General features: G+C 44.6%; 27 protein-coding genes. 11 read left to right on the top strand and 16 right to left on the bottom strand.

Annotated features, from left to right (window positions below):
• Positions 1-14: 14 nt before the first annotated feature.
• On the bottom strand, positions 15-959 hold the full coding sequence (locus K1Y79_RS24575; RefSeq protein WP_220252866.1) for an EamA family transporter: 945 nt from the start codon (positions 957-959) through the stop codon (positions 15-17).
• A 116-nt stretch (positions 960-1,075) separates the two neighbouring features.
• Between K1Y79_RS24575 and K1Y79_RS24570 the strand changes: the two genes are divergently transcribed.
• Positions 1,076-1,708 (top strand): CGNR zinc finger domain-containing protein, encoded by a 633-nt coding sequence (locus tag K1Y79_RS24570; protein ID WP_220252865.1) that lies wholly within the window; start codon positions 1,076-1,078, stop codon positions 1,706-1,708.
• Positions 1,709-1,758: 50 nt separating this feature from the next.
• Here the strand turns inward: K1Y79_RS24570 and K1Y79_RS24565 are convergent, their stop codons facing one another.
• From K1Y79_RS24565 to K1Y79_RS24545, 5 genes are all read right to left on the bottom strand, one after another.
• A complete protein-coding gene (locus K1Y79_RS24565; protein ID WP_220252864.1) occupies positions 1,759-2,625 on the bottom strand; it encodes an aldose 1-epimerase family protein in 867 nt (288 codons plus the stop codon).
• Positions 2,626-2,671: 46 nt separating this feature from the next.
• Entirely contained in the window at positions 2,672-2,881 is a 210-nt protein-coding gene (locus K1Y79_RS24560) for a hypothetical protein (protein ID WP_220252863.1), read from the bottom strand.
• 50 nt (positions 2,882-2,931) lie between these two features.
• Positions 2,932-4,347, bottom strand: coding sequence for an MBL fold metallo-hydrolase (locus K1Y79_RS24555; RefSeq protein ID WP_220252862.1), 1,416 nt, complete (start codon positions 4,345-4,347; stop codon positions 2,932-2,934).
• Between the two features lie 99 nt (positions 4,348-4,446).
• A complete protein-coding gene (locus tag K1Y79_RS24550) occupies positions 4,447-4,854 on the bottom strand; it encodes a response regulator (RefSeq protein ID WP_220252861.1) in 408 nt (135 codons plus the stop codon).
• Positions 4,847-5,998 carry a PAS domain-containing sensor histidine kinase gene (locus K1Y79_RS24545; protein WP_220252860.1) on the bottom strand — a complete coding sequence of 384 codons (1,152 nt, stop codon included), beginning with the start codon at positions 5,996-5,998 and terminating at the stop codon, positions 4,847-4,849. The genes K1Y79_RS24550 and K1Y79_RS24545 overlap by 8 nt, the downstream gene beginning before the upstream one ends.
• Positions 5,999-6,207: 209 nt before the next feature.
• Between K1Y79_RS24545 and K1Y79_RS24540 the strand changes: the two genes are divergently transcribed.
• From K1Y79_RS24540 to K1Y79_RS24530, 3 genes are all read left to right on the top strand, one after another.
• Complete coding sequence (locus K1Y79_RS24540) at positions 6,208-7,266, top strand: sensor histidine kinase (RefSeq protein WP_220252859.1); 1,059 nt, start codon at positions 6,208-6,210, stop codon at positions 7,264-7,266.
• A gap of 179 nt (positions 7,267-7,445) precedes the next feature.
• On the top strand, positions 7,446-8,159 hold the full coding sequence (locus tag K1Y79_RS24535) for a LytR/AlgR family response regulator transcription factor (protein WP_220252858.1): 714 nt from the start codon (positions 7,446-7,448) through the stop codon (positions 8,157-8,159).
• A gap of 135 nt (positions 8,160-8,294) precedes the next feature.
• Positions 8,295-10,895 (top strand): TonB-dependent receptor, encoded by a 2,601-nt coding sequence (locus tag K1Y79_RS24530; RefSeq protein ID WP_220252857.1) that lies wholly within the window; start codon positions 8,295-8,297, stop codon positions 10,893-10,895.
• Positions 10,896-10,977: 82 nt separating this feature from the next.
• Here K1Y79_RS24530 and K1Y79_RS24525 read toward each other — a convergent pair whose 3' ends face one another.
• Positions 10,978-11,379, bottom strand: a complete 402-nt coding sequence (locus K1Y79_RS24525; protein WP_220252856.1) for a hypothetical protein — start codon at positions 11,377-11,379, stop codon at positions 10,978-10,980.
• Between the two features lie 135 nt (positions 11,380-11,514).
• Positions 11,515-11,934: a Dabb family protein gene (locus K1Y79_RS24520; protein ID WP_220252855.1), complete on the bottom strand. Its 420-nt coding sequence runs from the start codon at positions 11,932-11,934 to the stop codon at positions 11,515-11,517.
• A gap of 192 nt (positions 11,935-12,126) precedes the next feature.
• Here K1Y79_RS24520 and K1Y79_RS24515 point away from each other — a divergent pair, with 192 nt between their 5' ends.
• The 3 genes from K1Y79_RS24515 to K1Y79_RS24505 are packed head-to-tail and all read left to right on the top strand — an operon-like array spanning position 12,127 to position 15,459.
• Positions 12,127-13,323: a glycosyltransferase gene (locus K1Y79_RS24515; RefSeq protein ID WP_220252854.1), complete on the top strand. Its 1,197-nt coding sequence runs from the start codon at positions 12,127-12,129 to the stop codon at positions 13,321-13,323.
• Positions 13,324-13,356: 33 nt separating this feature from the next.
• Positions 13,357-14,451 (top strand): glycosyltransferase, encoded by a 1,095-nt coding sequence (locus K1Y79_RS24510; RefSeq protein WP_220252853.1) that lies wholly within the window; start codon positions 13,357-13,359, stop codon positions 14,449-14,451.
• Positions 14,452-15,459, top strand: a complete 1,008-nt coding sequence (locus K1Y79_RS24505; RefSeq protein ID WP_220252852.1) for a glycosyltransferase family 4 protein — start codon at positions 14,452-14,454, stop codon at positions 15,457-15,459.
• Positions 15,460-15,464: 5 nt separating this feature from the next.
• On the opposite strand, the gene K1Y79_RS24500 is transcribed toward K1Y79_RS24505, so the two are convergent.
• Together K1Y79_RS24500 and K1Y79_RS24495 are read right to left on the bottom strand one after the other, a co-directional pair.
• Positions 15,465-16,904, bottom strand: coding sequence for a glycoside hydrolase family 130 protein (locus K1Y79_RS24500; protein WP_220252851.1), 1,440 nt, complete (start codon positions 16,902-16,904; stop codon positions 15,465-15,467).
• A 68-nt stretch (positions 16,905-16,972) separates the two neighbouring features.
• The gene (locus K1Y79_RS24495; RefSeq protein WP_220252850.1) at positions 16,973-17,197 is read right to left on the bottom strand and encodes a hypothetical protein; all 225 of its coding nucleotides are present in this window, start codon (positions 17,195-17,197) and stop codon (positions 16,973-16,975) included.
• Between the two features lie 380 nt (positions 17,198-17,577).
• Between K1Y79_RS24495 and K1Y79_RS24490 the strand changes: the two genes are divergently transcribed.
• Positions 17,578-18,951 carry a glycoside hydrolase family 47 protein gene (locus K1Y79_RS24490; protein ID WP_220252849.1) on the top strand — a complete coding sequence of 458 codons (1,374 nt, stop codon included), beginning with the start codon at positions 17,578-17,580 and terminating at the stop codon, positions 18,949-18,951.
• Positions 18,952-19,010: 59 nt separating this feature from the next.
• Here K1Y79_RS24490 and K1Y79_RS24485 read toward each other — a convergent pair whose 3' ends face one another.
• Complete coding sequence (locus K1Y79_RS24485) at positions 19,011-20,879, bottom strand: gliding motility-associated C-terminal domain-containing protein (protein ID WP_220252848.1); 1,869 nt, start codon at positions 20,877-20,879, stop codon at positions 19,011-19,013.
• A 287-nt stretch (positions 20,880-21,166) separates the two neighbouring features.
• Here K1Y79_RS24485 and K1Y79_RS24480 point away from each other — a divergent pair, with 287 nt between their 5' ends.
• Entirely contained in the window at positions 21,167-21,640 is a 474-nt protein-coding gene (locus K1Y79_RS24480; RefSeq protein ID WP_220252847.1) for a hypothetical protein, read from the top strand.
• Positions 21,641-21,743: 103 nt separating this feature from the next.
• Here K1Y79_RS24480 and K1Y79_RS24475 read toward each other — a convergent pair whose 3' ends face one another.
• Positions 21,744-22,538 carry a prohibitin family protein gene (locus K1Y79_RS24475; protein ID WP_220252846.1) on the bottom strand — a complete coding sequence of 265 codons (795 nt, stop codon included), beginning with the start codon at positions 22,536-22,538 and terminating at the stop codon, positions 21,744-21,746.
• 2 nt (positions 22,539-22,540) lie between these two features.
• The gene (locus K1Y79_RS24470; protein ID WP_220252845.1) at positions 22,541-22,720 is read right to left on the bottom strand and encodes a hypothetical protein; all 180 of its coding nucleotides are present in this window, start codon (positions 22,718-22,720) and stop codon (positions 22,541-22,543) included.
• A gap of 134 nt (positions 22,721-22,854) precedes the next feature.
• On the opposite strand from K1Y79_RS24470, the gene K1Y79_RS24465 reads away from it, so the two are divergent.
• Positions 22,855-23,769, top strand: a complete 915-nt coding sequence (locus tag K1Y79_RS24465; protein WP_220252844.1) for an ADP-ribosylglycohydrolase family protein — start codon at positions 22,855-22,857, stop codon at positions 23,767-23,769.
• A gap of 2 nt (positions 23,770-23,771) precedes the next feature.
• Here K1Y79_RS24465 and K1Y79_RS24460 read toward each other — a convergent pair whose 3' ends face one another.
• Positions 23,772-24,512: a DUF434 domain-containing protein gene (locus K1Y79_RS24460; protein WP_220252843.1), complete on the bottom strand. Its 741-nt coding sequence runs from the start codon at positions 24,510-24,512 to the stop codon at positions 23,772-23,774.
• 126 nt (positions 24,513-24,638) lie between these two features.
• Here K1Y79_RS24460 and K1Y79_RS24455 point away from each other — a divergent pair, with 126 nt between their 5' ends.
• Positions 24,639-25,103 carry a DUF4268 domain-containing protein gene (locus K1Y79_RS24455; protein ID WP_220252842.1) on the top strand — a complete coding sequence of 155 codons (465 nt, stop codon included), beginning with the start codon at positions 24,639-24,641 and terminating at the stop codon, positions 25,101-25,103.
• Here K1Y79_RS24455 and K1Y79_RS24450 read toward each other — a convergent pair.
• Entirely contained in the window at positions 25,075-25,800 is a 726-nt protein-coding gene (locus K1Y79_RS24450; protein ID WP_220252841.1) for a lycopene cyclase domain-containing protein, read from the bottom strand. The genes K1Y79_RS24455 and K1Y79_RS24450 overlap by 29 nt on opposite strands.
• A complete protein-coding gene (locus tag K1Y79_RS24445) occupies positions 25,801-26,277 on the bottom strand; it encodes a sterol desaturase family protein (RefSeq protein ID WP_220252840.1) in 477 nt (158 codons plus the stop codon).
• Positions 26,278-26,303 lie beyond the last annotated feature (26 nt).

Genomic DNA, 26,303 nt, shown 5'->3' with positions numbered 1-26,303 from the left:
TATTCAAAAAATGGTCAGGCACGTTGCCGGTTAGCAGATAGTTTATAAGCGGGGAAATTTGTTAACAGTACGCCTACCAGTATGACAAACATAGCCAGCAGCTGCATCCAGCTAAGTTGCTCATTTACAAAAGCCCAGCCCATCAGCACCGCCACTACGGGATTAACGTAGGTATGGGTGCTGACCAGTGCAGGCGGACGCACCGTTATGAGCCAGGTAAATGCCATATAGGCTATCAGAGAGCCAAAGAATACGAGGTATAGTAAACCAGCCCATGCCTGTAAGGGTACCCGCTCGAAATGAAAGCCGGACCACTCCCCTGTCGCGCCACTCAATACCCCACTCGCAATAGCAGCTGCCAACAGCTGTATACCACTGCTAAGTACATTAGGAATCCGCTTATTGAGGTTACCTTCAGCATGCAATGCGCCCGCCACCCAAAAAACGGTACCAAGCAAGATAGCGCCATAGCCTACCCATTGCATAGACACCCCAGTTTCTGGCTGTGCGGCGCTACTTCCTCCTCCAAAGAATAGTATAATACCCCCAAACCCCACCAGCAGGCCTGTAAGAATGAATGCATTACCGAAGTATTCCCGCCAGCGCTTCCTATCTGCCAACAGGAACACAAAAGGCTCTGCCGCAATCACTATGGCAGCTTGTCCGGAAGTCACATACTGTTCTGCCCAGGCTACAATACCACTACCGCCTACCAGCATCAGTATACCACTCACTATACACACCTTTATCACTGACCAGCCGGGCCAGGGCATTCTTTTATACAGGCACCAGGACAGGAGTAAAATAGCAGCCATGAGATAGCGCAGGGCTGACAGCATAAATGGAGGGAAACCCCTAAGACCATATATCACAGCAAGGTAAGTTGTACCCCAAACGATATACACTGCCATAAATGCCAGTATTATAAGCCATTGCGGAGCAGACCGTTCAGTTCCCATATGATTTGTTTTACCTGTTAAACCACTTTTACTGGTATAAATGTAAGGCATTTTTATTACCAGCAAAGCAGCTATTCATAGTAATATCCATAAAAGCCTTATTTTTGAGTAAGCCCATGAGTAAAGAAAGATCAATAGCAACCTTACCCCTGGATGGCGGCGCACTCTGTTTCCATTTTATCAATACGGTAAATGCATGGAGAGGCTATAATGCGCACGAGTATCTTGGTAGTTATACCGAGGTGATAGAATGGTGTGACAAAGTAGATATACTGGATCAGGCGCAACGCAGTGCATTATCGGAATATGCTGCGCAGGATGAAAAAGCTACTGGCATCGCCATGCAGAAGCTGCTAAAGGCCAGGGAGGTTTTGTATTACTTCTTCTCGGGCATAGCTGAAAATGACGGCGCAACCCTTGCCACAGGCGTATTGGAGAAATTCAATAAGGCACTCACTAGTGCTCTTGCACATTTGCAGTTTGAAAGTTCCCCCGCAGGTATGCGCGCTGTATTAAAGCAGGAGTATCATGATTTACTGGCTCCTTTGTGGGCAGTAATGAAATCCGCCTATGATGTATTGACAACAGAAGAACATAGTCGTATCAAGGAGTGTGAAACGTGTGGCTGGATCTTCCTGGATCATACGAAGAACAATAAGAAACGGTGGTGTAGTCCGCGAAGCTGTGGTACTGCTGACAAATCAAAGCGTTATTATCAGCGTAAAAAGCAGCAGACTGACGACATATAAAAACGGGGTACCGGTTACACCGATACCCCGTTCTGATTTATTAATACAGACTAATATAAAGTCACTGACCAGCTTCTTTCAAAGCGTTTGCCGGCATCCAGTATATGAATACCTTCTTTCCCGGTAATATCGCCAGTTGTATTGACACTATCTGCAATACCATTCCACGGTTCTATACAAACAAAGTCTGCATCTTTTGCCGCCCAGATACCCATATAAAGGAATCCATCGTACTGCATTTTAAGTCCGCGGGGAGACTTGTCACTTTTCAGCTCTATTACATTAGACGCGAGCGTTTTAAACACTAATGCATCCTGATAGAAAAGCGAATGTTGCAATGGCAGCTGATGCGTTTTGACCAGGAATGGCTCGGGAGTGAGTTCTATCAGCCCATCAGCAGACAATGGCCATACACCGTCGTTTTCCTCTTCATTGAAGTGCAGATAATAATCTTCGTAAGATGTATCTGCCGTCAGAGGTACTTTAAATGCCGGGTGAGCTCCTACTGAGAAGTAGAGGGTATCCTTGCCGGTATTTTCTACCACATAAGATACAGTCAGTGAAGTATCATGCAGCGTATACACCACATGAAAGCGAAAGTGGAACGGATATACCTTCAGTGTTTCTTCAGAATCGGTGAGCGTAAACATGAGTTTATCTGCCGTCTGTTCAGTCAGGGTAAAAACCTTATCGCGTGCAAAACCATGTCTGCCCAGCGTGTAATTTTTTCCTTTATAAGTGTAGGTATTATTCTTCAGTGTTCCCACTATCGGGAATAAAACGGGGCTTTTCTTCGCCCATTCTGGTCCGGCATGCCACAGATATTCCTGCTGAAGATCCTTGCGGAATATGCTTTGCAATTCTGCTCCTTTCTCTGCAACAACTACCTGTAGCTTATCGTTCATTAATTCAGGCATACGAAACTTTTTGCCTCAAAAATAACTATTCACGCCTTATCAGACCTTATTTTTTCCTTCCGCTGATAACGAGTACCAGTCCTACAACAGCTACAATACCGCCTGCATAAGTAGGCCAGCCGATCCAGCGGTTTTCTGTTTTATTAACTTCTACCGGACCAAGATCCACGACTTTCTTTTCTGTTTTGACAGCGAAGCCACGGATGATGATCATGGCAATACCAGCGATAATAAGAATGAGACCAAATGTTTTCATGTGTTGTAGATTTAATATTGAGGATTAAACAATACACATGCCAGCCCATCTTATAACTTTCCAGCGGGTATATAGTGGTCGGTCAGCTGAAAACGTCCGCTATCCTTCATACCTTTTACCCCTCCCCTTACATCAACCAGATTATGATAACCGCGTGTACGCATAATAGAAATGAAGATAACGGAGCGGTATCCACCGGCGCAGTGTACATAATAAAGTTGCTTTTTATCCAGCGTCGCCATATGCTCATTGATATATTCCAACGGCATACTTGCAGCTCCATATACATGCTCAGACGCATATTCACTTCTTCTGCGTACGTCTAAAAGGTTAACAGGTATCCATGCCTGGCGGTCGGCCAGTTCGTCAGGGCAGATGCTTACAATATCGTCCACAGATCGGCCGCTGCCTTTCCAGGCCGTAACCCCTCCTTTCAGGTAACCGATAGTATGATCAAATCCTATGCGGGCAAGGCGGGTAACTACTTCCTTCTCTCGGCCTTCGTCGGCAATAAAGAGAATAGGTTGTTGTCCGCCTGGTATCAAAGTCCCTGCCCAGGGTGCAAAATTACCATCTAACCCAATGTTGATAGCGCCAGGAACGAATGCCTGTATAAATACTTCAGGGCCACGGGTATCGAGTATGACTGCACCCGTTTTCGCTGCCAGGTCTTCAAAAGCCGCCGGCGATAAAGGACGCATACCACGAGAGATTACATCCTCCACGTTTTCATAGCCTTGTTTATTCATCCGGACATTTAGTGGGAAATAAGCAGGCGGCGGTGTAAGGCCAGCGGTAACAGCTTTGATAAACGCCTGCCTGGTCATATCAGGACGTAGGGCGTAGTTGGTCTGCAACTGACCTTCCAGGGTGTCAGTCCGCTGGTGGCTGATCATCTTCCCGCAGGCGCTTCCCGCACCGTGAGCCGGATAGATGGCAATGTCTAACGGAAGGGGCATAATTTTACTGCGGAGAGAGTCAAAGAGGATACCTGCCAGTTCTTCTTTTGTCTTTCCAGAGGCTTCCTGAGCAAGGTCGGGGCGGCCTACATCACCAATGAAGAGCGTATCGCCGGAGAACAGCGCTATTGCTTTCCCGGCTTCATCCAGTAATAGGTAGCAACAACTTTCCATCGTATGACCCGGAGTATGTAAGACTTTGATCTGTATGTCGCCGAGCGTCAGTAGCTCTCCGTCAGCTGCAATGTATGCAGGGAAAGCAGGTTGTGCCCCGGGACCATATACAATAGTAGCGCCGGTAGCGGCGGCAAGGTCCAGGTGCCCTGATACGAAATCAGCATGAAAATGTGTTTCCAGTACATATTTGATAGTAGCATTATCCTGTAGCGCCCTGTTTACATAAGCAGTTACATCCCTGAGCGGGTCAATAATAGCGGCAACGCCGTTACTTTCAATATAGTAAGCGCCATGTGCCAGGCAATCTGTGTATAGCTGTTCTATTTTCATGATTGACAGTACTTATACACCAAAGGTCAGCCTTAACAGGAAACGGGAGGATGACGGTCATCAGACAGGCTACTGATACTGGTACGGGACTTATTTGTATTAGTGTTGTTCTGCGCCGACGAGGAGCTCGCGAATCATATTTTTTCCAATAGGTTTGACAAGGTAGCCGGACAGAGATGGAAACTCCCTGGCCTTTTGTAAATCGCTTTCATGTGTTGAGCTGGTGAGGATGTATATTCTAATGTGTTTACCCGCAGGTATCGACAATCGTGCATACTCGGTCATAAACTGCCATCCATCCATATAGGGCATGTTTACGTCAAGAAGGATAAGGTCCGGTAATTCTTCCGGGTTTTCCAGGTGGGACTTAATGTGATTAAGCGCCTGCTCTCCATCTGTAAATTTGTGGACGCGTTCAACAAGGTCCAGCCGCTCGAAGTGCTGCCGCATTACAAACTGGAACAATTCATCGTCATCAACAATGCAAACATTCTTTACTTTACTCATCTTGCTGTAAGGTGTATACGCGGTTATTAAAATAAACGTAGAAGCTGCTTCCAATTCCTGCCTCACTCCTGACTTCTATATCCCCTCCTAACGTCCTTACCTGGTTTCTGATCTTAAATAGGCTTATGCCCTTGCTTTCGTAACCGCGGTGAAATTTTTGCTTATAGCGGAACAGTTGATCCTGATGCAATTTCAGGTCAATCCCTATGCCATTATCCTGTACCATCAATACCACCCGCTCATCTTCCTGCCAACTGGATACTGTTATCTCCGGGTCCACCCCCTGCCGGGTGTATGTTATCGCATTATGGATCAAATTAAATAAAATATTTTCTAAATATACTTTTACATAGTTTATAGTGCATACGGAAAGATTCAAGGATAAATGGGCATTTTTTTCAACAACTTGCGGACGTAGGAGATTCCACACTTGCCGGACCATGGTCTCCAGGTCGCATTCAACAACCCCGCTGTGCCTGCTGACCTGCAAATCGATCATTTCCTGCAGGTCATTCAGGGTACTTAATATGGCGGTTGCGCTCGTTTTCATATGATATAGCAGGGCGTCGCGATCTGCATCTTCCCGCACATCCTGCAACAGTTCAGTGGACCCCATCAGGGCGGTTGCCGGTCCTCTTAGATTGTGAGCGATAATCGAGTTAAATTCACGTAACTGCTTAATTTTTTGCTGTAGATCGATAGAGGTAGCATGTAAGATGATATTCTTCCGGTTGACCTCAGCAAGTAAATTTTTTAACTCTTCCGCAGTAATGTTAGGGGTATATGTCCCGGACTTATCTTCCTGGTAAGCTATTTCTGTAAATGTGATGCAGTAGCCCTTCACTAATGAGGTTATGATTGGCTTACCATTTACCCTCAGCCAGGTGTAGGTATCGTCTTCTCTTTCCAGTAATATCTCCTTACCGGAGAAGGCCTCCTTCTGACTGGCTATGGCAGCGAGCGCTTGCATGCCCTGTGAATGCCAGCAGGCAGGATCGTTCAATATAGCCGGTGAGAGATGAAGGATCTGAAGCGCCGGTTGATTGTAAGCAACAATCTTGTCATGCTCATCTATAACAAAGTATCCTTCTTCAATAGCATCGGCTATTGCTGGCCACCAATTATTAGCATGATCGATTTTCATCAACGCATAGTTATTTTGATTTACCGGCCGGATATTGTCGGATTTCTAAATAAGGGGTTCTGCTATAATTTCCTCTGCTAAGTCACTAACTTACAGCAATATAACAAAAACTAGCAGTTTGCCGCCAAAAAACCATTGTTCATCTCAATATTTGTCCTTCTTTCTTAAATTTTGCCTTCTTTTGAGGCGTTTAATTGTAATACACCCGAATGACTACAGTTGTTAACGATACCAGACATGCGTGGTATACCAGAAAATGGGCACAGGTCTTCCTGCATGCCGTGGCCTGGATCACGCTATTTTCATTGCCCTATCTTTTACGTCCCTCCCCCGATCTTCGCAGAGGTCCCGATTCTGACGAACAGCTATGGCACATACATTTTATTGTTAACGCTATTTTCCTGACCCTGTTCTTCTACCTGAATGCAGGCATTCTCATACCTAAACTCTTCTACCGTAAGAAATATCTGCAGTTCACAGGAGTATTACTGCTGTTATTCGCCTCACATGTATATTTCAGGTACCTATTTGTACAGGCATTCATTACACATAAGCAGTTTGAGCTGAAGCCGACTATTCTATTTACCTTCTTTACCGTATTGTTTATGCTGGCTTGTAGTACTGCCTGGACTATGATTAGGGATAAGATGAATGCTGACAAGCTGGCCAGTGCTAAAGAGAATGAGAACCTGAAAACGGAGCTTTCCCTGCTACGTTCTCAGGTTAGTCCTCACTTTATGTTCAATGTACTGAATAACATGGTGGCGCTGGCAAGAAAACATTCCGATCAGCTTGAACCTTCATTGATCAAATTGTCTTCGCTGATGCGATATATGTTATATGAAGCAGATGAGGATAAAGTTGCACTGGAAAAAGAGACAGACTATCTGCAAAGTTATATAGATCTTCAACAGCAACGTTTTGGTGCCAAAGTGCAGGTGAATGTCTTAATGCAACTACCTGAAGAGAGCTATGAAATAGAACCGATGCTGCTGATTCCTTTCGTTGAAAACGCCTTCAAACACGGAACAGGGTTAATACCTGATGCCCGCATCGACATCGAACTTAGAGCTAAACAAGGACTGCTACAATTTTCAGTTATGAACAAGTACAACCCGGAATATAATGAGATCAAAGACAAAACTTCGGGTATTGGACTGACAAATGTAAAACGCAGGCTGAATCTGCTATATAAGGATACCCATAAGCTGCTGATCAATAAGGAAAACGGATGGTTTGTAATGTCCTTGCAGCTGAAATTACACTAGAAAGAGTGCAGGATATAAGAATAAGGATTTAGCTTTACATCGATTAGCCTGTAGAGGCCGAATATTAACTATGAAGAAGACGATATCAGATACACCATTCAATAAGCACCTGCCCCCTTGCGGTTGGCAGTTGGATAATTATGTAGTCCTGATTCCTAATTCCTAATTATTACGTATACATGACCATGCGTTGTATTGCCGTTGACGATGAACCACTTGCACTTGAACTGCTGGAAGACAACATCCGGCAAGTGCCTTTTCTTGAACTGGTAGCTACATGTGCGGACGCATTTGAAGCAATAAAGGTCCTGCAGGAGAACACGGTAGACCTGATCTTTCTTGATATTCAGATGCCTGGATTGACAGGCCTTCAATTTATACAGAGTCTCTCACATAAACCCATGATTATCCTCATCACTGCCTATGAAAAGTATGCATTGGAAGGTTTTGAACTGGATGTGACTGATTATCTGGTCAAACCGGTCAGTTTGCCCCGATTTATCAAAGCATGTAATAAGGCAAGGGAGTTGTATCAATTAAGACACCAGACAGCTGCTGCCGCTCCCGGAATATTACCTGAATTTTTCTTTGTAAATTCCGACTATAGTCTGCTGAAAATCAATATCGCAGAAATTATCTGGATAGAGGCCTTAAAAGACTATATCAGGATACATCTGACTGGTTCAGCAAAACCCGTAGTAACACGTCTGCCACTAAAGCAGGTAGAAGAGCAGTTACCACAGGCCAGATTCATCCGTATTCATAAATCCTATATTATAGCTGTTGCCCACATCACTGCCATTCGTAAAAACAGCGTTTTTATCGGTACAATGGAGTTGCCTGTAGGCGACAATTACCGGGAAACTGTAGCAGCGCTGACTGGCACTAAATAGATCATTCCCAGCTTATCATGTAGCATTACAAATACCTTTTTTCCTGTTTTTTGTCGCGTTATTTCCGATCATTGTCTCATTTGCTATGTATAATGGAATTACGCTATTAGTTTTGTGTTTATAAGAAGAATACTTATGCAAAGAATTTTCTGGCTGTTTGCCATGTTGACCTTATCCATTTACGTATCCGCACAACAAAGACCTGGTGGTATGCCAGGTGTAATGCCAGGCGGTAAAGCACCCAGCATAGGCCGCATCTATGGTAAAGTGCTCGATAACGAGGGCAAACCAATGCCCTACACTTCTGTAATTGTCTTTCAGAACAAAGTTGATTCCGCTACCAATACCAGGAAAGATATCTTGGTAAAAGGAGCCATGACACAGAATAATGGTGAATTTAATCTGGAAGACCTGCCTATTATGGGTCCTTTAGTACTGAAGATATCTGCTACAGGCTTCAAGCAGTACACGCAGACTGTTTCTTTTATGACAAAGAAACCAGCTCCGGGTACAATGCCCTCCTTCGATAAGGATCTTGGCAATATCAGGCTGACCAGCGATATAAGCCAGCTGCAGGGTGTAACTGTAACTGCTACCAAACCACTGATGAAAGTGGATATGGATAAAAAGATATTTAACGTAGAGCAGAATATTTCCAGTGCAGGTGGAACTGCGCAGGATGTAATGAAAAACGTCCCTTCTGTAAATATTGATATTGATGGTAAGATGACCATGCGTAATGCAGCACCCCAATTGCTGATAGACGGCCGTCCTACTACACTTACGCTGGACCAGATCCCAGCTGATGCGATTGAAAGCGTAGAAGTAATGACTGCCCCAAGTGCAAAATATGATGCTTCAGGTGGTGCAGCAGGTATTGTAAACATAGTCCTTAAAAAGAACCGTAAGACTGGTTATAATGGTAATCTTCGCGCAGGTGTTGACAAAAGAGGCGGTTTTAATGGTGGCGCTGACTTCAACGTACGTCAGGGTAAACTGAATATTACTGCCAGCGGTATGATCAACCAGATGCGTGACCGTACAACCGGTTTCACCGACAGACGTGATATTGTATCAGATCCTAATATCAATACCCTGCAGGAAAACACCTCCAAAACCAAGGGTGGTTTCATGTTCGGCCGTTTAGGACTGGACTATTTCATGACGAACCGTACGACGTTATCCATCTCCGGTATTAAGGTCCACGGATCTTTTAAACCATCCAGCATACTGGATATCAATACCGATACATTATATGCCGGCACTCCTTCAACAGCATTCAGCCGCAGAACAACCGAGGGTGAACGTACTTTCAATGGTAATGGCCTTGTACTCGGTATGAAACACCTGTTCCCACATGAGGGAGAGGAACTGACCATTGATGCCAACTACTTTGGAGGCAGTAGCGATAGCCGCTCTGACTATGTAACTGACTTTTACAATATCAAAGGTGGTGCAGTTACCGCTAATCAGAGAGAAAGGATCAATGGTGATGGTAAAATGCGCAATATTACTATTCAGACAGATTATGTGAAGCCACTAGGGGCCAAAAGTAAATTGGAAGCCGGCCTTCGCGCTAACTTCCGCCGCATTGACAATAATAACTATAACTACCTGTTCAATGAAGCCAGCGACAGCTACGATCTGACCTCCGGCAATACCAGCAATTACAAAAACAATGAAAGCGTATATGCTGCTTACGCTACTTTCAGTAGCAGTATCAAGAATTTCAGCTATAAACTGGGTCTGCGTGCTGAAAGTTCTGAATACACAGGTGAGCTGATCCAGACAGGCCAGAAATTCGGTAATAACTACCCGGTTAGCTTGTTCCCAACCATCTTCCTGAGTCAGAAACTAAAGCATGACCAGGAAGTACAGGTAAGCGCAACCCGCCGTATCAATCGTCCGAACTTCTTCCAGCTGATTCCTTTTGCTGACTCTACCGACAGGCTGAATATTACAAAAGGTAACCCGGCTCTGGTACCTGAATTTACACAGTCATTAGAGTTGTCTTACCTTAAAACATTCAAAGGCAATCATACCTTCCTCGGATCTGTTTACTACAAGCATACGGGTAACACCATTACCAGCTTTATAGACCGTCAGACTGATCCTGTTTCCGGCAAAACTGCGCTGATCAATACATATATCAATGCTAACAGCAGCTACACTACTGGTGCTGAGATTACTGTTCAGAACTACTTCACTAAATGGTGGGATATGTCTACCAACATCAACATGTACAATTCAAAGATCAATGCAGGCAGTAATAAGGCCGCTGAGCAGGATGCTTTATGGAGTGTGTTTGGTAAGATCAACAGTAATTTCAAGCTGCCAAAGGCATTTGAACTGCAGCTGACTGGAACCTATCAGTCTAAAACCAACCTCCCTATTAATACTAATACCGGTTTTGGCGGTGGCCCTCCAGGTATGGAAGCTCAAAGCGCCGCACAGGGTTATATCCGTTCTTTCTATGGTATAGACCTGGCATTAAAGAAAAGCTTCCTGAAAACAAAAGCCCTGTCAGCTACATTAGGTGTAAGCGACATCTTCCGCTCTCGTAAAACCAGTCAGTATTCCTACAGTGAGTACTTCATTCAGAACTATGAGCGTCTGAGAAACCCACAGATGATCAGGTTGAATATAGCTTACCGCTTTGGTAAGGTAGATGCTTCCTTGTTCAAACGTAAGAGCTCTGGAGCAGGCAATCAGGGTATGATGGACGGTATGCAGTAAACATATAAGAGATTATCCATAATACTAGAAAGCGAGTGGTTCAGCAGGACCATTCGCTTTTTTAGTATAAGAAGGTAGTAAGTTAAACATTCATAAACTCAAGGTCAAAATAGTATTCCCTGCAATCGACCGGATTGAGGTAAATAGATATCTGCTTATGCCTTTCAAGCAGGAAATTGACCGTCATGCGGTCTTTATAGATATAAGGGCTTAACATCTCCATGTGTGTATGCTGTGCAGTTTGATATACGCAGGATAAATAACAGATCTCTCTTTCCTGGAAATCACCGGTCCTGTAACTGACTAGTCCGTCGAGTATATGGACTTCCAGGCCGTCATTACCGGCAGATTCTTCATAAAAGCTAGACGTGATAATGGTACAGTCCTGTACATCCACTATAATCTTGCTCCCGGTGGCCTTCAGGAAGGCATGCGGTGCCGGCGGGCAAGGGGGAAATAGCAGTCCTATGATTCTTTTCAGCATAATCAGTTGCTTTAACAAATAAGATCAAGGCTGGCATTGGTTGGTTCTATATTACGGCTGTAGGGTAGATCCTGGCTGAGGAACAGGCCCGTCCAAGACGGAGCTGTTCTGTTCAACCAAATATACAAAGTATCATCAAATATCTTCAGAATCGTATACAATCACTTTCTTCCATACTGAAGAACATTCTTCGATGAATTTCAGGTGAGCTGGATCTGTCTGATATATATCCTGTTCTGCCTTATTCTTGAAAAACAGCAGCCAGGATACCTGGTAGGATCGATCAATTACATCCCTGTTTGTAGTTGAAGGCACTCCGATATGATGCTGCTGGATGGTTTTGGCGCTTTTAGCCAATTTCTGCAATCCCGCAATCAACTTTGCTTGGTCTTCCTGGCTATCCGGATTATTTAACCAGAAATACACATGATGTACAAATACTTTCTGAGCAGGCGCAGCAGCCATTGCTACTCCTCCTGTCATGGTCGCTATACCGGTTACGGCAGCTGTTTTACCGGCTGAAAATAGAAATTGTCGTCTTGATTGTTTCGACATAGGGTGAGTTTTTACATAGGAAAATAATAAAAATATCAGAAACGGTGCTAAATCTGACTGGTTCACTTTTTGTAATCCTAAAATGCAGATCACATAGCAACACTAAAAAACCACCCTGATTCCCTATTTACCCCTGACCCTTGTTAGTTCTGTTCTGAGTTTTTTTCTGATACCACGTTTAAAAATTTACACATGGATACATTTGACATGAAGCCGGAGATACTCTTTGTGAGTACATATTCCCCCCGTAAATGCGGCATTGCCACCTTTGCGGAAGATTTGACTACCGAACTCACGCACCTTATGAAGCATGAGTTTGACGTCAGTATATGTGCGTTGGACAAGCGGGTCAATACGGATCAATATGCAGCTCCGGTCACCATGGTCATGGACGGATGCAGACTGAACTCTTGCATTGCAGGCGCTGAGGCCATTAATCAAAACCCAGCCATAAAAATGGTCTGCATTGAACATGAATTTGGGTTATTTGGTGGGAATATGGGTGAATACGTGCTTGCTTTCCTGTCTTTATTGACAAAACCATTCATTATCCGTTTTCATACTGTGTTGCCTGACCCTGACGTAGAGCGCCTGAAACTGGTAAGAAGCATCTGTCTGCTGGCAGATAAAGTGATCATTATGACGCAGCATTCCAGACGTCTGCTAATGGATGATTACAACATTACGCCAGAGAAATTGCTGATTATTCCTCATGGTACACACTTTACACCAGCGGCTAACCGAGCAGAACTACGCAACAGGCTCAACCTGCAAAACCGTAAAATTCTGACTACGTTTGGCCTGCTCAGTCCGAATAAAGGTATTGAGACTGGTATCAAAGCAATGGTGAAAATTGCTGCGGAGTGTCCCGAAGCGATGTACGTCATATTGGGGAATACCCACCCCAACTTAGTTGCAACTGAGGGCGAAACATATAGGGAAAGTCTGGAAAAACTGATTCGTGAAAATAATCTTACTAATCATGTAAAACTTGTCAACGAGTTCATTCCAACTTATCAATTGCTGAACTACCTCTCTCTGACAGATATTTATCTTTTCACTTCACGGGATCGTAACCAGGCTATGAGTGGTACATTTATGTACGCCATGAGCGCAGGGTGTCCTATCATTTCAAATGCTTTCGTATTAGCTGAAGAAATGCTGGATGAAGATACCGGAATCATTATTGAATCTGGCGACGAAGAGGCCTTAGCAGAAAATGCCATCTACCTGTTACATAACGAGTCTATCAGACGTGAGATGGGCAAAAAGGCATTTATGAAAACCAGGAACACGATGTGGGGTACAGTTGCCCGCAAACATGCGATGCTGTTTTATGAATTGATGAAAAAACAACTACCTACATACGATAACATAGCAGCATTGTAAACGCGTTGCGTATTGTTCACCAAAAAACATAGCATGGATTCGCATTTACAGCCAGTAATTACGTTAACCAATAATGTACACATACCGGATCTGCCGGTGTTACCTTCTTTTAATCCGGAACATCTCCTGAATCTGACAGACAGCACAGGCATGATACAACATGCATTGCGCACAATGCCTAACAGGAAAGAAGGTTATTGTACCGATGACAACTCCAGAGCTCTTATGCTAACTGCCCTTGCCTGGCATCAGGGCAGATACCCCGAGGCGCTGAAGTTGATGTCCGTCTACCTGAGTTTCGTTCATTATATGCAGACAGACGACGGTTATTTCCATAACTTCATGCGGTATGATAAACAGATAATATTTGATGGCAGCTCGGAAGATGCCTACGGACGTACAATCATGGCGCTTGGATACCTTGTAGCATTTGGTCCCGCGCCCCAGATGATGAAAACGGCTGAAGACATCTTCTTGAAAGCTGCTCCTCATATGGACAACCTTGTATCTCTACGGGGTATTGCCAATAGCCTGGTCGGACTTTGTGTCTTTGCCAAGTCTCAAGACAATAACTCGCAACAACTTGAACTGATAAACCTGCTGGCAGATAAGCTCATTGCTGAGTATCATAGGTATAGCGAAGACAGCTGGTGCTGGTTTGAAGAAGTACTTACATATGATAATGGTATTCTCCCGCTTGCGCTGGTACATGCTTACGAAATCACCCGAAATGATAGCTATCTCCAAACCGCACTCGAAGCTATTCACTTCTTAGAGACCAAGGTATTCCATGACGATATTCTGTACCCAGTGGGAAATGACGGCTGGGCAAGTAAAGGTGGCGACACAGCTCTCTTTGATCAGCAACCACTGGATGCGATGGCTATGGTTTTGTTTTATCAGCAGGCTTACCAGGTGACGGGAGATAAACATCACCTCGACAGATTAATGCAATCCTGGCAATGGTTCCTGGGGAGCAATGCCCTTGGTTTACCACTGTATGATGAAATAACCGGCGGCTGTGCCGACGGCCTGCAGCCTGACCGTGTCAACGAAAATCAGGGGGCTGAAAGTACTATTGCCTTCTGGATTTCCTATTTTGCTGTCGCCCAAACGTTAAATCAATAGATGAAAATAGCTGTTCTGTCGCCAATTATATGGCGTACTCCTCCCCGGCAATATGGCCCCTGGGAGCAGGTTACCTCTGTACTTACGGAAGGACTCGTTCAACAAGGCCTGGATGTTACACTTTTCGCCTCCGGCGACTCCATTACTAAAGCTGAGCTGTCTGCCATCAGAGAACGTCCTCTGGGCGATGACCCAGGTGATTTTAAGGTATGGGAGTGTCTCCACATATCCTCACTGATGGAACGTGCCGGGGATTTTGATCTCATTCATAATCACTTTGACTTCCTGCCGCTTACGTGGTCAAGGGTTATATCAACCCCGATGGTCACTACCATCCATGGGTTCTCCTCTCCCGACATCATACCGGTATACAAAAAATATGATGAAACAACACATTATGTTTCTATCAGCAACAGTGATCGACATCCTTCACTGACATACATTGATACGGTATACAACGGCCTGGATGATACCTTGTTTTCTTTCACGCCTTCGCCAGATGAATACCTGCTTAGCTTCGGTAGAATACATCCTGAGAAGGGCACTCACCTGGCTATTGAGATCGCTGCCGCTGCCGGCAGGCGGCTGGTCATCTGCGGTCTTATACAGGATGAAGGCTACTTCCGGGAGAAGGTTGCACCTTTCATAGACGATGACAAAGTTGTGTATAAAGGTAATGTAGGTCCGGAGGATAGGAACAATATTCTCGGACGCGCTACTGCCCTACTGCACCCTGTACTATTCAATGAGCCATTCGGTTTAAGTATAGCAGAGGCGATGATGTGTGGAACTCCTGTTATCGCCTTTAACAGAGGATCTATGCCAGAACTGATAGTGGAAGGTAAAACCGGGTTCCTGGTGAATACTACTGAGGAGGCTGTAACTGCTGTAGGAAAAGCAATTAACATTGACAGAAATGACTGCCGGGAGCATTCCCTGGCCAGATTTAGCCAGGGAAAAATGGTATCACATTATATAGAGGTGTACAAGCGAATACTTGCACACTAATAAAGCTACTTGAGCAATGCCTTCAGCAATTTGTTCAGCGGAATGCTGGCAAAAGAGGAGGCATAGTCTGACACGGCATATGGAATGAATACCTGTCCTTCGTGGATCATAGCACCACAGGAATAGACTACATTCGGCACATATCCATCCCGCTCGTCCTCTTTCGGCATTAACAGGGGATATTGCAGACGCCCAAGTTCTTTTGTAGGATCTTCCAGGTCAAACAGTGAAGCGCCAAGGCAATATTTACGCATAGGCCCAACGCCATGTGAAATTATCAGCCAGCCCTTCTCTGTTTCCAGTGGAGAACCTGCATTACCTATCTGCACAAATTCCCACGGATACTTTGGTTTTTGTAACAACTGAGGCTCTTCCCAGTCATACAGATCTTCAGAAAACATGATATAGTTATTTACGCCATCAATTCTGGAGAGCATAGCGTATTTTCCATTGATCTTTTTAGGGAATAAGGCAAGGTTCTTATTAACCGCTCCCTTGCCGTACAAAGGATGTACCTCGAAGTGTTTAAAATCACACGTCTTGATCAGTTTAGGTACAATGAACGAACCATCATATGCGGTATAGGTAGCGTAGTAAGTACAGGAACCTTCCTCATCCAGAAACTTCACAAAACGTGCATCTTCCACCCCATTCTTTTCCGTGTATGTCACCGGAAATATCACTCTTTCGCCTAATCTGGTATGATCAGGAAAATGTAGTTCATAACTGGCATCAACCAGCTCTAGTACGTGCTGCTTCAGCGCCTGCTGATCTGTAGGATCTTTTACACTGTTTCTGAGCGAGTTACGTAGAATAATGTCTATCTCGGAATAAGTAAATTCGTCGGTAAGCTGATGTAGTATACCTACATGCAGATCTTCGGGCAAACGCAGTTGTGACAGCTGACGGGCAAAATGATCTTTGTCGTTCCGCTTCTCCCCTGCAAGTTTGCCCTCCCGCAGGAATGTAGCTGGTTCATCCAGAGTAATATTACACTCAGGATCCAGCACCCCTTCGCGGAAAACAATAGAAGATATATGACTTTCACCCGTAGCCCTGAAACTAACTACTACCCGCTTATGACCAGGTTCCACTCCTGACTGATCGGGCGCTTCCACCACTGACGGATTGAATAAAGCGGCTGCCTCAAGCGAATATTCCATAGTAAAATATGCACCTAAGAGATGTTGCCTGTTTCGGGATACAATAATACCTGGTGGTACCAAATGACTGATCCTTGAATAATGGCTCTCAAACACTTCATGAATATCCTTATACCTGCACGAAAATTCTTTCAATACGCCCTCCAGGACTTCACTGACTTCACCTTCCGGCATATCTACAACCTTATGGATGAGCTGTAGCGACCGGTCATTGCCGGAATTGAAAAAGCGAGGAATGACTCTTTTGAAATCAGGACTTATTCTGATGTTTTTTCTCGTCATGCTTATCATACGCAACTTTCTATAGGGTTAATAAAAGATCTGTACTTATAAAGGTAACTCTTTTAATCTTAAGAGCTTACGAAGTACCACGTAGCAGCGTCACCGTTCGGTTTTCCCAAGATGATCACTGCCATGCGGATTACAGTCAACAATATCTGCGCCATTGAAAAACTGTTAATGATTATCATACCTATCGCTCCCAATAAGCTACCATTCTTACTCAACATTACGGCCTCATTGCAGTCAGCAGACCCATCTGCCTGAATATTCACCGCCTTTAGGATATCTTGCATCTTTATGAAGGTGACGTGGTGCTTCTTAGGTCACTTTAGTACCGGCCTTAAAACATCTTTACTACCGCGGGTAAGAATTTGCTCAGATGGAGACATATCGCTGCACAATTATTATAATTAAGAAAGATTCACTTATTATTCAGTAGCAGATTCCACCTCCCTACACTTCTGCCCACCATCAACAGAAAACTTACCCTTAATTTAAGATACTCTTCATCAAAGCAGTTCCTATAGGCTACTTCGGCACCTATACCGATGATAATCACCATAACACAAGCCACATTCGTGCATAGCACACACTATTATATCAAAATAAATACATTTGTTAGCGAAATAGTATGAATGGTTTATTACTTTAGCATCCTATAATTCACCACCCTATGAGAATATGTATTATGGCTGCCGCAGCCATGATCAGCTACCTACCTATGAAAGCCCAGTATGCAGACCTGTCCAATAGTGTAAAACAGGACTTTGTCAGGACCTGGGATACCTACAAGCGGTATGCATGGGGACATGACGTACTACTGCCGGAAACAAAGTCATATACCGACTGGTACGAGCAACCTATACGTATCTCACAGATTGATGCATACAGTTCCATGAAGGTCATGGGATTACAGAAACAAGCCAGAGATATAGAAAAGTTTGTTACAGACAGCTGCAATTTTAATATAGATGTTTATGTCAAAACAGCTGATGTAAATAATCGTGTACTGGGTGGACTGCTCTACATGTATTCCACTACCCGCAACGGCAAAATTCTTGAACGTGCCAGGGACTTTGGAAACCGCCTTTTACCGGCATTCAGATCGCCTACAGGGATCCCTTATTACTGGGTCAACCTGAAAACAGGTAAAGTGAAAGGAGACAAGGTTAATACAGCCGAAGCAGCCGCATATACTCTCGAAATGGGTATCCTGAGCTACTACACTAAAGACCCTAAATATTACCAGGCTGCCAGGAAAGCATTGGAAGCTGTATATGGCAGACGTTCTGCCCTGAACCTTACTGGCAATATCATCAACAATGAAACCGGTGAATGGGTAGAAACAATCAGTTGTATAGGAGCTGGCAGCAGTACTTATTACGAAAGTATACTGAAAACATGGCTACTATTCAAAGACCCGGAGTTAAAGGATATGTGGGAAAAAACAATCACCGCCATCAATCGCTATGACGCAGAAGAAAATGGCAATACTGTCTGGTACCGCCGTACAGATATGTACTCCGGTGAAGTAAAGAATACCACCATCACCGCCTACGATGCTTACCTGCCGGCGCTGTTATGCCTGGACAATGATGCAGAACAGGCTGCCAAAGTACAGCATACCTGGCACCAGCTCTGGACGCAATATGGTATGTTGCCAATGATCTATGATTTTCGCAGACAGCACATCACCGCAGCTTCCTATGAACTCAATGCGGAGATCATCGAATCTGCCTGGTATATGTACGATTATACCAAAGACACTACTTACCTGGAAATGGGCAAACAGTATTACAATGATCTGTCAAAGTATTGCAAAACCGGCGCTGCATTTACAGGTATCATGGACGTAAGAAGCAAACAACAGCAGAACAAAATGCCGGTATCCTTCTTCGCCACAACAATGAAATATCTATACCTGCTCTTCACGCCTGATACCGGCATCAATACACTGGATTATATATTTAATGCAGCAGGTAATCCTTTCAGAACGGCAGACTTCAAAGAAAGCGAATCCGCCGCAAGACTAGGCTTTCAGCAATAAACGAAGCACCACTATATATAGTAAGAGGTTATCTCCACCAGGAGATAACCTCTTATTATTTAACGGGCCAGCATCACTGTACCTTTACGTAATACGTCGCCACAGATGGTCTTTGCCTTTATCATATAGATATACATTCCTGCTGGTTGCTCCATACCTTTAAATGTTCCGTCCCAGCAATCCCCGGGATACCGCGTGCTGAATATCATATTGCCCGTTCTATTGAATATACTGAACTCAAAGGTATTAGTCTGCCCCCAGTACTTTAGTCCAAAGCAATCATTACGGCCATCGCCATTGGGTGTAAATGCAGTTGGTATAGGATAACGCGTAAATGCCAGTGCGACATCCACATTCACAGTGACTGCCTCCACCTGTGTACAGCCATTTTCATCCATTACTGTTACTTCATAGGTGGCGGTTTTCAGTGGCGATACTACAGGATTAGCGACCAGATTATCAGATATAGCTATGGCAGGTTGCCAGTTATAATATTTACCTCCTGTTGCTGCCAGCATTACTTCGGGATGTGCACAGTCTATATCGCTTGACTTGGATATGCCTGTTACGGGCAATTCATGCACCTTCACAGGCACCAGGATTGTATCTGACACTGCACATCTGTGATGCGCCATATATACTTTAAATACTGAGTCACGTACAGGTGCAAGTGTAATCAGCGCCTTAGTAGTGATCAATGAATCTGTATCGGTATACCATTCTGCCACATCGCCGCCCTTTGCAAGCACGTCTACCGTCTGTCCCAGGCATACTACTGGCATATCCGGAATGACTGTAAATTCCGGAGATGGGTGTACCTGCACATTAATCACCGCCTTACTGCTGCAACCGTACCTGGTTGTCGCGGTGGCTGTATAGGAGGTACTAACACCAGGCGTAGCAACAGGATTATCAATTATACTATTGCTAAGTGAACTATCGGGCGACCAATGATAAGTAACCGGTATATCTGCTATAGCATATAACTGCAGCGAGTTACCCGAACAAATGGCGGTATCGCTTCTTTTATTAAATACAGGTGCAGGGTTCACGTGAATGGTCAGGCTAGCCGTACCAGGGCAACCATTAGCATCCACTCCGTTTACTGTATATGTTGTTGTGACTGCCGGCGTTGCTACCGGATTAGCGATACTATCTGCTGAGAGTCCCACGGCAGGCGACCATTGATATGACACTCCCCCGCTGGCATTCAACTGTGCTGGTCTGCCGGCACATACTACCATATTAGCCAGCGTATTAATATTCGCTGCACAAGGTGCATGTAGACTTACCAGGTAGTCTTCCACTTCTCCGTCGGGTGCAGCTCCTGCCGGACGTCTCGTTACCTGCCGGTCAGTAGTAAGGCGGAAACGGAATGCATATTGCGATACACTGCCTGTGATAAACCCTGGCGGTAGCGATGTCCAGTTCAACAAGGCGGAAGTATCTCCCGGCTGCACGATAGTAGTAGCTGATTCTGTCAGGTCAAAAACGCCATTACGGTTGTAGTCAAACCATCCGGTAAGAAAGGCAAGACTGTCCGTTATATTATGCAGCGGAACCGTCAGTATATAGGTTCCGTTGCCATTATAATCAGGGAATGAAGTAATTGCATCCTCATCATGGCCATAGTGGTTATCATCAGTAGCGCCTAATGTATCAGCATCCCCGGGTATACTTCCAAGGTATAAACGGGCTTCCCTGATGGTATCTCCTGCAGCAGGCATTTCACCTGAATTATCTGAGGCATCATATACAAGCTGATGAAAGGCATATCCATAACTGGCGGGAAGATCTCCTGCATCTATCGGGTGTACAGATTCAGTGCGCAGACTGTCTTCTCTATCTGCGGATTGCGCAAAAGACTGGCCATGAAGGAATAATAGCGACGAGGGTAGCAATAAAAATAGCGGTATTCGGTTTATCATTATAGGGACGTTCTTCCAGGTATAGATATGTCTCTGCGGCTAACTGTCTCATTCTCACCAATTAAGCCAAAACGTGCTACTACAAAGGCTTTCAGGGAGGCTTTTGTGTAAAATACATTAAAATAGTAAATAAAATAATAATTTAAACAGCGGCTGATAACAGGTACTCACAGCCTAATTATGTAAATTTGTCCTTCATCTGGTACAAGTCGTTGATACCCGTCAGCTTATCAATAATATTGTAACAGGGTCAGCAAACCTATACCAACATCTCTATCCCGCTGTTTATGAAACCAAAAGTTTACTGGGGCCTGGCATTCCTACTCATATTCGTAACGTTCTACATCCTGATGCCTGCAGATATATACCTGCACATACGCGTCTTGACCGCAATTACCGGCAGCCTGCTCTGCTTCATCTGCCTGACACAGCTCTTGCCAAAGTTGCGTTTTATCAGTATACCGCTATCTGTCCTGATGGCCGCATGGTTTTACGTCCGTTACAGTGCACTTGAAGATGCTGAATTAAAGGAATATGGAGAGATTGTTCCTGCTACAGTATTGGATGTCTACTCTCATCATAATGCTAAAAGTGGTGCGTCATACAAATTATTCCTCGCCTATTACAGAAAGAATGGCGAAATAATACGGGAAGAAATGTATGTATCGCCGGAAGAATTTGCCGCTACAGGCAAAGGCCAGCAAATCAGGCTGATTTATTCTACTAAACACCCTGAGTTAAAGCGGCTTATACTGAAATAATAAACAAGCATCAGCGCTTGCCCATATTCCCCAATAAGAAACGGGGTATACCACCCCTGGTATACCCCGTTTCTTATTAAATTAAAGCAGTAATTGCGCCCTTTTACTGCACGTTCTTGAAGAAGGTAGGAGAACTGCCATATAAAGGCGTTTTTCCGTCCCATTTTTCGATGAACTGCTGTTGGATGAGCAATGGTGTCAAAGATTGTTGGCGCAGCTGATTTGCCCTTGATTCTGCCTCTGCCTGAATAATCAGTTTCTTAGCGTTTGCTTCTGTCACACGTAACTCGTTTTCTACCTGCATCGCCTGCTGTACCGCCCTGTTCTTTGCATCAATCGCCTGGGTGATCGTCTGCGGATATTCAATACCGCTGGTCAGCTGTTCCAGGTCAAAGCCTTCTTTCTTCATAGCCTCAGACAGCTGGCGCTGCACCGCATTCTCAAACCCCTCCCTGCTGCTGATCATACTATCAGTAGTATATTTATTGAACTGAATACGGAACGCGTCTCTTACATAGTTGTACAGCGTCGTTCTTGTGATCTCGTCGATACCTTTACGGTACTTCTTGAAGATCTCCGGACTTTTACCCGGTAATACACGGAAAGTGATCGTAGGATCTACGGTAAATACTGATCCGTCTTTTGCATTCACCGTAAAGGGATTATAATCAGCCGTCTGTACGAAAATAGGAAACTCGTACACCGACTCGGTCAGCGGATTATACCATACCCTTCCCGTTACCAGTGAAATATCCTGCACCCCCTTATCGGTCCCATATTGCTTCACGCGGATACCTTCGTGTCCGGCATCAATTCTTGTGCAGCAAAACATACAGAATACAGGGATAATAACAACTACAATGACCATCAGTATCAGCGGTCTTAGTCGATTGTTCATACTTAAAATTTAGATTTAAATAACTTAAAAAATGCGTAGTGTAGTATAACGATTACAAAAATGCTGAGAATACCTGCGAATACTGTAAGGTCACTTGGTGCGGTTAGCAAACCCGAAATCCATGTCCAGAGGTAAATATCCAGCAGGATAATAGCAGGAACGGACAAGTAAATGATTTTCATGATTGTATAGGATTAATGCAAAAATACATTTTAAAACAGAAATTAGGAATCAGGCAATCTTTATTATTACTTTTACGGCCTGAAACGGCTCCCTATACCATTTTGCCGTTCCTGCAACTGACACGAATCTGAAAATGAACAGCACACCGCAACTCCATTTAGCAAAGACATCCCTGACCGGATTATCCGTTGGCGACGCATTTGGAGAAACTTTCTTCGGAAAAGAAGACATCATACTCGAAAGACTCGCCCGCAGGAAACTGCAGGAAGGTATATGGCCTTTCACTGATGATACCGTAATGAGCATCGGCATCTACAAGATCCTGGCTACATATGGTGAGATCAACCAGGACGCTCTTGCAAAGGAATTTGCAGCTAATTACCTACTGGATGATTACCGGGGCTATGGCGGCACCGCTCACTCCATCCTGAAAGATATTGCTGCAGGACACCGCTGGAAAGACGTCAGCAAGCAGGTATTTGATGGCATGGGCTCAATGGGCAATGGCGCGGCCATGCGTGCAGGACTAATAGGCGCTTTTTTTCATGAGAATGAAACAAAGCTGATCGAGCAGGCCATACTGTCTGCAGAGATCACACACTTCAACCAGGAAGCAATTGCAGGCGCTATCGCTATAGCATTGGCTGCGGGTATCTGCGTACGCTTCAACAAAATGGGCAAGATACTAACGCCTGCTGCATTCTTTGAACATATCACCGCGTACACGCCGGATAGTGACGTAAAACATAAGATCAGAAAAGCAGCTACATTACCTCCCCACTACGATATCAGAACTGTAACTTTCATTCTGGGCAATGGCTCCAGGCTTACCGCACAGGATACAGTACCTTTCGCCTTGTGGTGTATTGCCTATCACCTGTACGATTATGAAACTGCCATCTGGACGGCCGTATCCGGACTGGGTGACAGAGATACTATTGCCGCTATCACCGGTAGTGTAGTGGTCTTATCTGCCGGCATCCCGGCTATACCTGATCAATGGTTGCAGCAAAGGGAAAATATCGAACTTTCTCCTTTCCTCAGGTAATACTATCCTACTGCAGAAACGATGTGCAGCGCTTTGTCCTGTAACATATGCTGTACAATGTAAGCTCCTAGATTAAACCACGCGGTACATTCATCCAGTATCCACGCATCTGAAGTGCATACTAGAAAGCGGCTACCGATCAGGTACTTGTCAGGCGAGTTTTCCAATACAGCATCCCAGTTGAAGCGGTGCTGTGCTGCTATCTCATAACAAAGCCCCTTCATCTTTCCGCTATTAGATACCGGCGCATCGAATACCCAGGTTACTTTTCCTGCTCCCAGCCTTCCCAGCATCTCTCCTGCCAGTACTAATGCTTCCTCTGTCTGCGCAACTTTACGGTATGCCCCGTGTACAGATGAGATATCTCTATAGCAACCATCCAGGCCTTTAAAGATGTATCCGCCAGACAATGCTGTTTCCAGCAGTATCAGCACATTGAATGCATCCAGCAATATCTCTTTACCCTGCAGATCAGCAGGCGTTGCTTCTTTACACTTCCTGGCCTGAAGCTGCTGCGCCGAACATGCCATTCCCTGCAGTGCAAACTGCTGCCGTTTTATCAGGTCATACCTGTTACCTACAAGTGCCAGTGAGGCTTTAAATGGATAATCCCTGCTCAGCAGGAAGTGCAAGTCTTCTAGTGCATGCTGCAGATGTAACTGTTGCTCCGGACTCCCAAACAGAATACTGTCGTCCTGATGCTGATTCCGCTCCTTTCCTGTTGCTGATATTTCCTGATTCATAAATCGCCTTGCAGTATTAGCTGCCGGCAACAAAGTAAATGATTCCCCGACTGATTTCACAAAAAGAGTACGAAGGCATACCATAGAATTAGCTACTTTTATTGCAAGAAACAGCAACAGAGATACATGTATTCCAAACAGGAAGTTTCAAAACTTAAGCAGGCATTCTGGACAACATTCGGTAAATATATGAAGCCGATACTTTCAGCGGATGGTGAGATCATCAGCTGGTCTAACTACAAAACCGGTATTCCCGGCATCAGCTTCAAAATGGATGCAGGTAACAATCAGGCAGGTATTTCAATTGTTATATCCAATACAGATATAACACAGCAGACAGCCTACTACGACCTGTTCCGGTCACATAAAACCATGCTTGCTACTACGCTGGAAGAAGATGACTGGCAATGGCAACCAGGCACTACTGATGAATATGGCAGGACCGTTAGCGTCATCAGCAAACAACTGGATAATGTGAATGTATTACGGTCAGAGGACTGGCCTACTATTATTTCCTTTTTTAAACCGCGCATCATTGCGCTGGATCAGTTCTGGAGTATGGCTAAGTATGCGTTTGAAGGGACGATGTAGCCTTTACTTCCTGTGAATTTCCCAGCAGGTATTCATACATCGCCACTTCCACCCCTATCATCAGCAGGCCATAAGCAATATCCTCTAGTGGTATAGTCATCAGTCGCGGACCTGCAATTTCCATAGGATTGTACCACACCACCGGATTGTCAATCCAGGAACCAGTCAGCAAACCATTTACTACCAGGAATGGCAACAACATCAGGCCGTAGCAGATGTAAAACCGTCCTATCCAGTCTTTCTTCAGCACTACCGCACTCCAGCATACAAACACGGCGGTGAGCAACAGTGTTACAAACGTGTAGATACGGTCAGAGAAGGCAATCATGCCAGCTACCGCTATTAATAATAACAACCAGGTGATGACGTTAATAGCACCCTGGGATAACTTCATACGGGGCCATAGCGTAAATAAGCAATGATAGGAGAACAGACAGGCATATGGTATACAGATGAAGAAGAGTATCTCTTCTATAGGCAGATTAAACAGGTACAGGCCCGTTACATAATCAGGATTGAATCCCCATACACCTCTTGCTGTAAAGAAACAGTCCCAGCATACGAATAACAGCCCCGGAAACAGCAATGCAGGCCAAAGGTATGCCCATTGCCTGTAAAACTTCAGTTTCGGGTGAAATGAAGCGATAAAAGGTACTGCGACCGACGCCAGATCTATAGTCAGATAAGTATAATGCATTCAGGATCTCTTTTTTTCTTGTGCTATTGCATCTTTAAGATAACGTACCGGAAAAAACAGCATACCAAAACACTCTCCATGTTCTTTACCAATATGCTTATGGTGCATCTTATGCGCCCTTCTCAAAGCCTTGAGATACAGGTTGTCAGAGTAGCGCAGCCAACGGAAACGCTGATGTACAAACACATCATGCACCAGGAAGTAAGTAGCGCCATATAAGGTGATACCGCTCGCTATTGCAATCAGATAAGGCTGTTGCTGCAGGGTGCCAAATAGGAACAGCAGCATGCCCGGCAGGGCGAATATCAGGAAGAAGAAATCATTCTTCTCGAAAAACTGGCCTTCATCCTTCCTGTGATGATCTTTATGCAAGGTCCATAATAAGCCGTGCATCACATATTTGTGAGTAAACCAGGCCACCATCTCCATAAATATAAATGCCGCCAGGCCTGTAAGTATATAATAAAACAGGTTCATCTTTCTAATTATTATTGGGTCAGCAA

Origin of the sequence: Chitinophaga rhizophila, from assembly GCF_019492185.1 — a bacterium.
Lineage (GTDB): Bacteria > Bacteroidota > Bacteroidia > Chitinophagales > Chitinophagaceae > Chitinophaga > Chitinophaga rhizophila.
Note: the sequence above shows the minus strand (reverse complement) of the source record. Positions and strands in the feature narration are given on the sequence as shown.

Bases quoted from the DNA above. Each gene is read 5' to 3' on its own strand.
- K1Y79_RS24575 (WP_220252866.1), bottom strand. From the start codon at position 959: ATGGGAACTGAACGGTCTGCTCCGCAATGGCTTATAATACTGGCATTT.
- K1Y79_RS24570 (WP_220252865.1), top strand. From the start codon at position 1,076: ATGAGTAAAGAAAGATCAATAGCAACCTTACCCCTGGATGGCGGCGCA.
- K1Y79_RS24565 (WP_220252864.1), bottom strand. From the start codon at position 2,625: ATGCCTGAATTAATGAACGATAAGCTACAGGTAGTTGTTGCAGAGAAA.
- K1Y79_RS24560 (WP_220252863.1), bottom strand. From the start codon at position 2,881: ATGAAAACATTTGGTCTCATTCTTATTATCGCTGGTATTGCCATGATC.
- K1Y79_RS24555 (WP_220252862.1), bottom strand. From the start codon at position 4,347: ATGAAAATAGAACAGCTATACACAGATTGCCTGGCACATGGCGCTTAC.
- K1Y79_RS24550 (WP_220252861.1), bottom strand. From the start codon at position 4,854: ATGAGTAAAGTAAAGAATGTTTGCATTGTTGATGACGATGAATTGTTC.
- K1Y79_RS24545 (WP_220252860.1), bottom strand. From the start codon at position 5,998: ATGAAAATCGATCATGCTAATAATTGGTGGCCAGCAATAGCCGATGCT.
- K1Y79_RS24540 (WP_220252859.1), top strand. From the start codon at position 6,208: ATGACTACAGTTGTTAACGATACCAGACATGCGTGGTATACCAGAAAA.
- K1Y79_RS24535 (WP_220252858.1), top strand. From the start codon at position 7,446: ATGACCATGCGTTGTATTGCCGTTGACGATGAACCACTTGCACTTGAA.
- K1Y79_RS24530 (WP_220252857.1), top strand. From the start codon at position 8,295: ATGCAAAGAATTTTCTGGCTGTTTGCCATGTTGACCTTATCCATTTAC.
- K1Y79_RS24525 (WP_220252856.1), bottom strand. From the start codon at position 11,379: ATGCTGAAAAGAATCATAGGACTGCTATTTCCCCCTTGCCCGCCGGCA.
- K1Y79_RS24520 (WP_220252855.1), bottom strand. From the start codon at position 11,934: ATGTCGAAACAATCAAGACGACAATTTCTATTTTCAGCCGGTAAAACA.
- K1Y79_RS24515 (WP_220252854.1), top strand. From the start codon at position 12,127: ATGGATACATTTGACATGAAGCCGGAGATACTCTTTGTGAGTACATAT.
- K1Y79_RS24510 (WP_220252853.1), top strand. From the start codon at position 13,357: ATGGATTCGCATTTACAGCCAGTAATTACGTTAACCAATAATGTACAC.
- K1Y79_RS24505 (WP_220252852.1), top strand. From the start codon at position 14,452: ATGAAAATAGCTGTTCTGTCGCCAATTATATGGCGTACTCCTCCCCGG.
- K1Y79_RS24500 (WP_220252851.1), bottom strand. From the start codon at position 16,904: ATGACGAGAAAAAACATCAGAATAAGTCCTGATTTCAAAAGAGTCATT.
- K1Y79_RS24495 (WP_220252850.1), bottom strand. From the start codon at position 17,197: ATGCAAGATATCCTAAAGGCGGTGAATATTCAGGCAGATGGGTCTGCT.
- K1Y79_RS24490 (WP_220252849.1), top strand. From the start codon at position 17,578: ATGAGAATATGTATTATGGCTGCCGCAGCCATGATCAGCTACCTACCT.
- K1Y79_RS24485 (WP_220252848.1), bottom strand. From the start codon at position 20,879: ATGATAAACCGAATACCGCTATTTTTATTGCTACCCTCGTCGCTATTA.
- K1Y79_RS24480 (WP_220252847.1), top strand. From the start codon at position 21,167: ATGAAACCAAAAGTTTACTGGGGCCTGGCATTCCTACTCATATTCGTA.
- K1Y79_RS24475 (WP_220252846.1), bottom strand. From the start codon at position 22,538: ATGAACAATCGACTAAGACCGCTGATACTGATGGTCATTGTAGTTGTT.
- K1Y79_RS24470 (WP_220252845.1), bottom strand. From the start codon at position 22,720: ATGAAAATCATTTACTTGTCCGTTCCTGCTATTATCCTGCTGGATATT.
- K1Y79_RS24465 (WP_220252844.1), top strand. From the start codon at position 22,855: ATGAACAGCACACCGCAACTCCATTTAGCAAAGACATCCCTGACCGGA.
- K1Y79_RS24460 (WP_220252843.1), bottom strand. From the start codon at position 24,512: ATGAATCAGGAAATATCAGCAACAGGAAAGGAGCGGAATCAGCATCAG.
- K1Y79_RS24455 (WP_220252842.1), top strand. From the start codon at position 24,639: ATGTATTCCAAACAGGAAGTTTCAAAACTTAAGCAGGCATTCTGGACA.
- K1Y79_RS24450 (WP_220252841.1), bottom strand. From the start codon at position 25,800: ATGCATTATACTTATCTGACTATAGATCTGGCGTCGGTCGCAGTACCT.
- K1Y79_RS24445 (WP_220252840.1), bottom strand. From the start codon at position 26,277: ATGAACCTGTTTTATTATATACTTACAGGCCTGGCGGCATTTATATTT.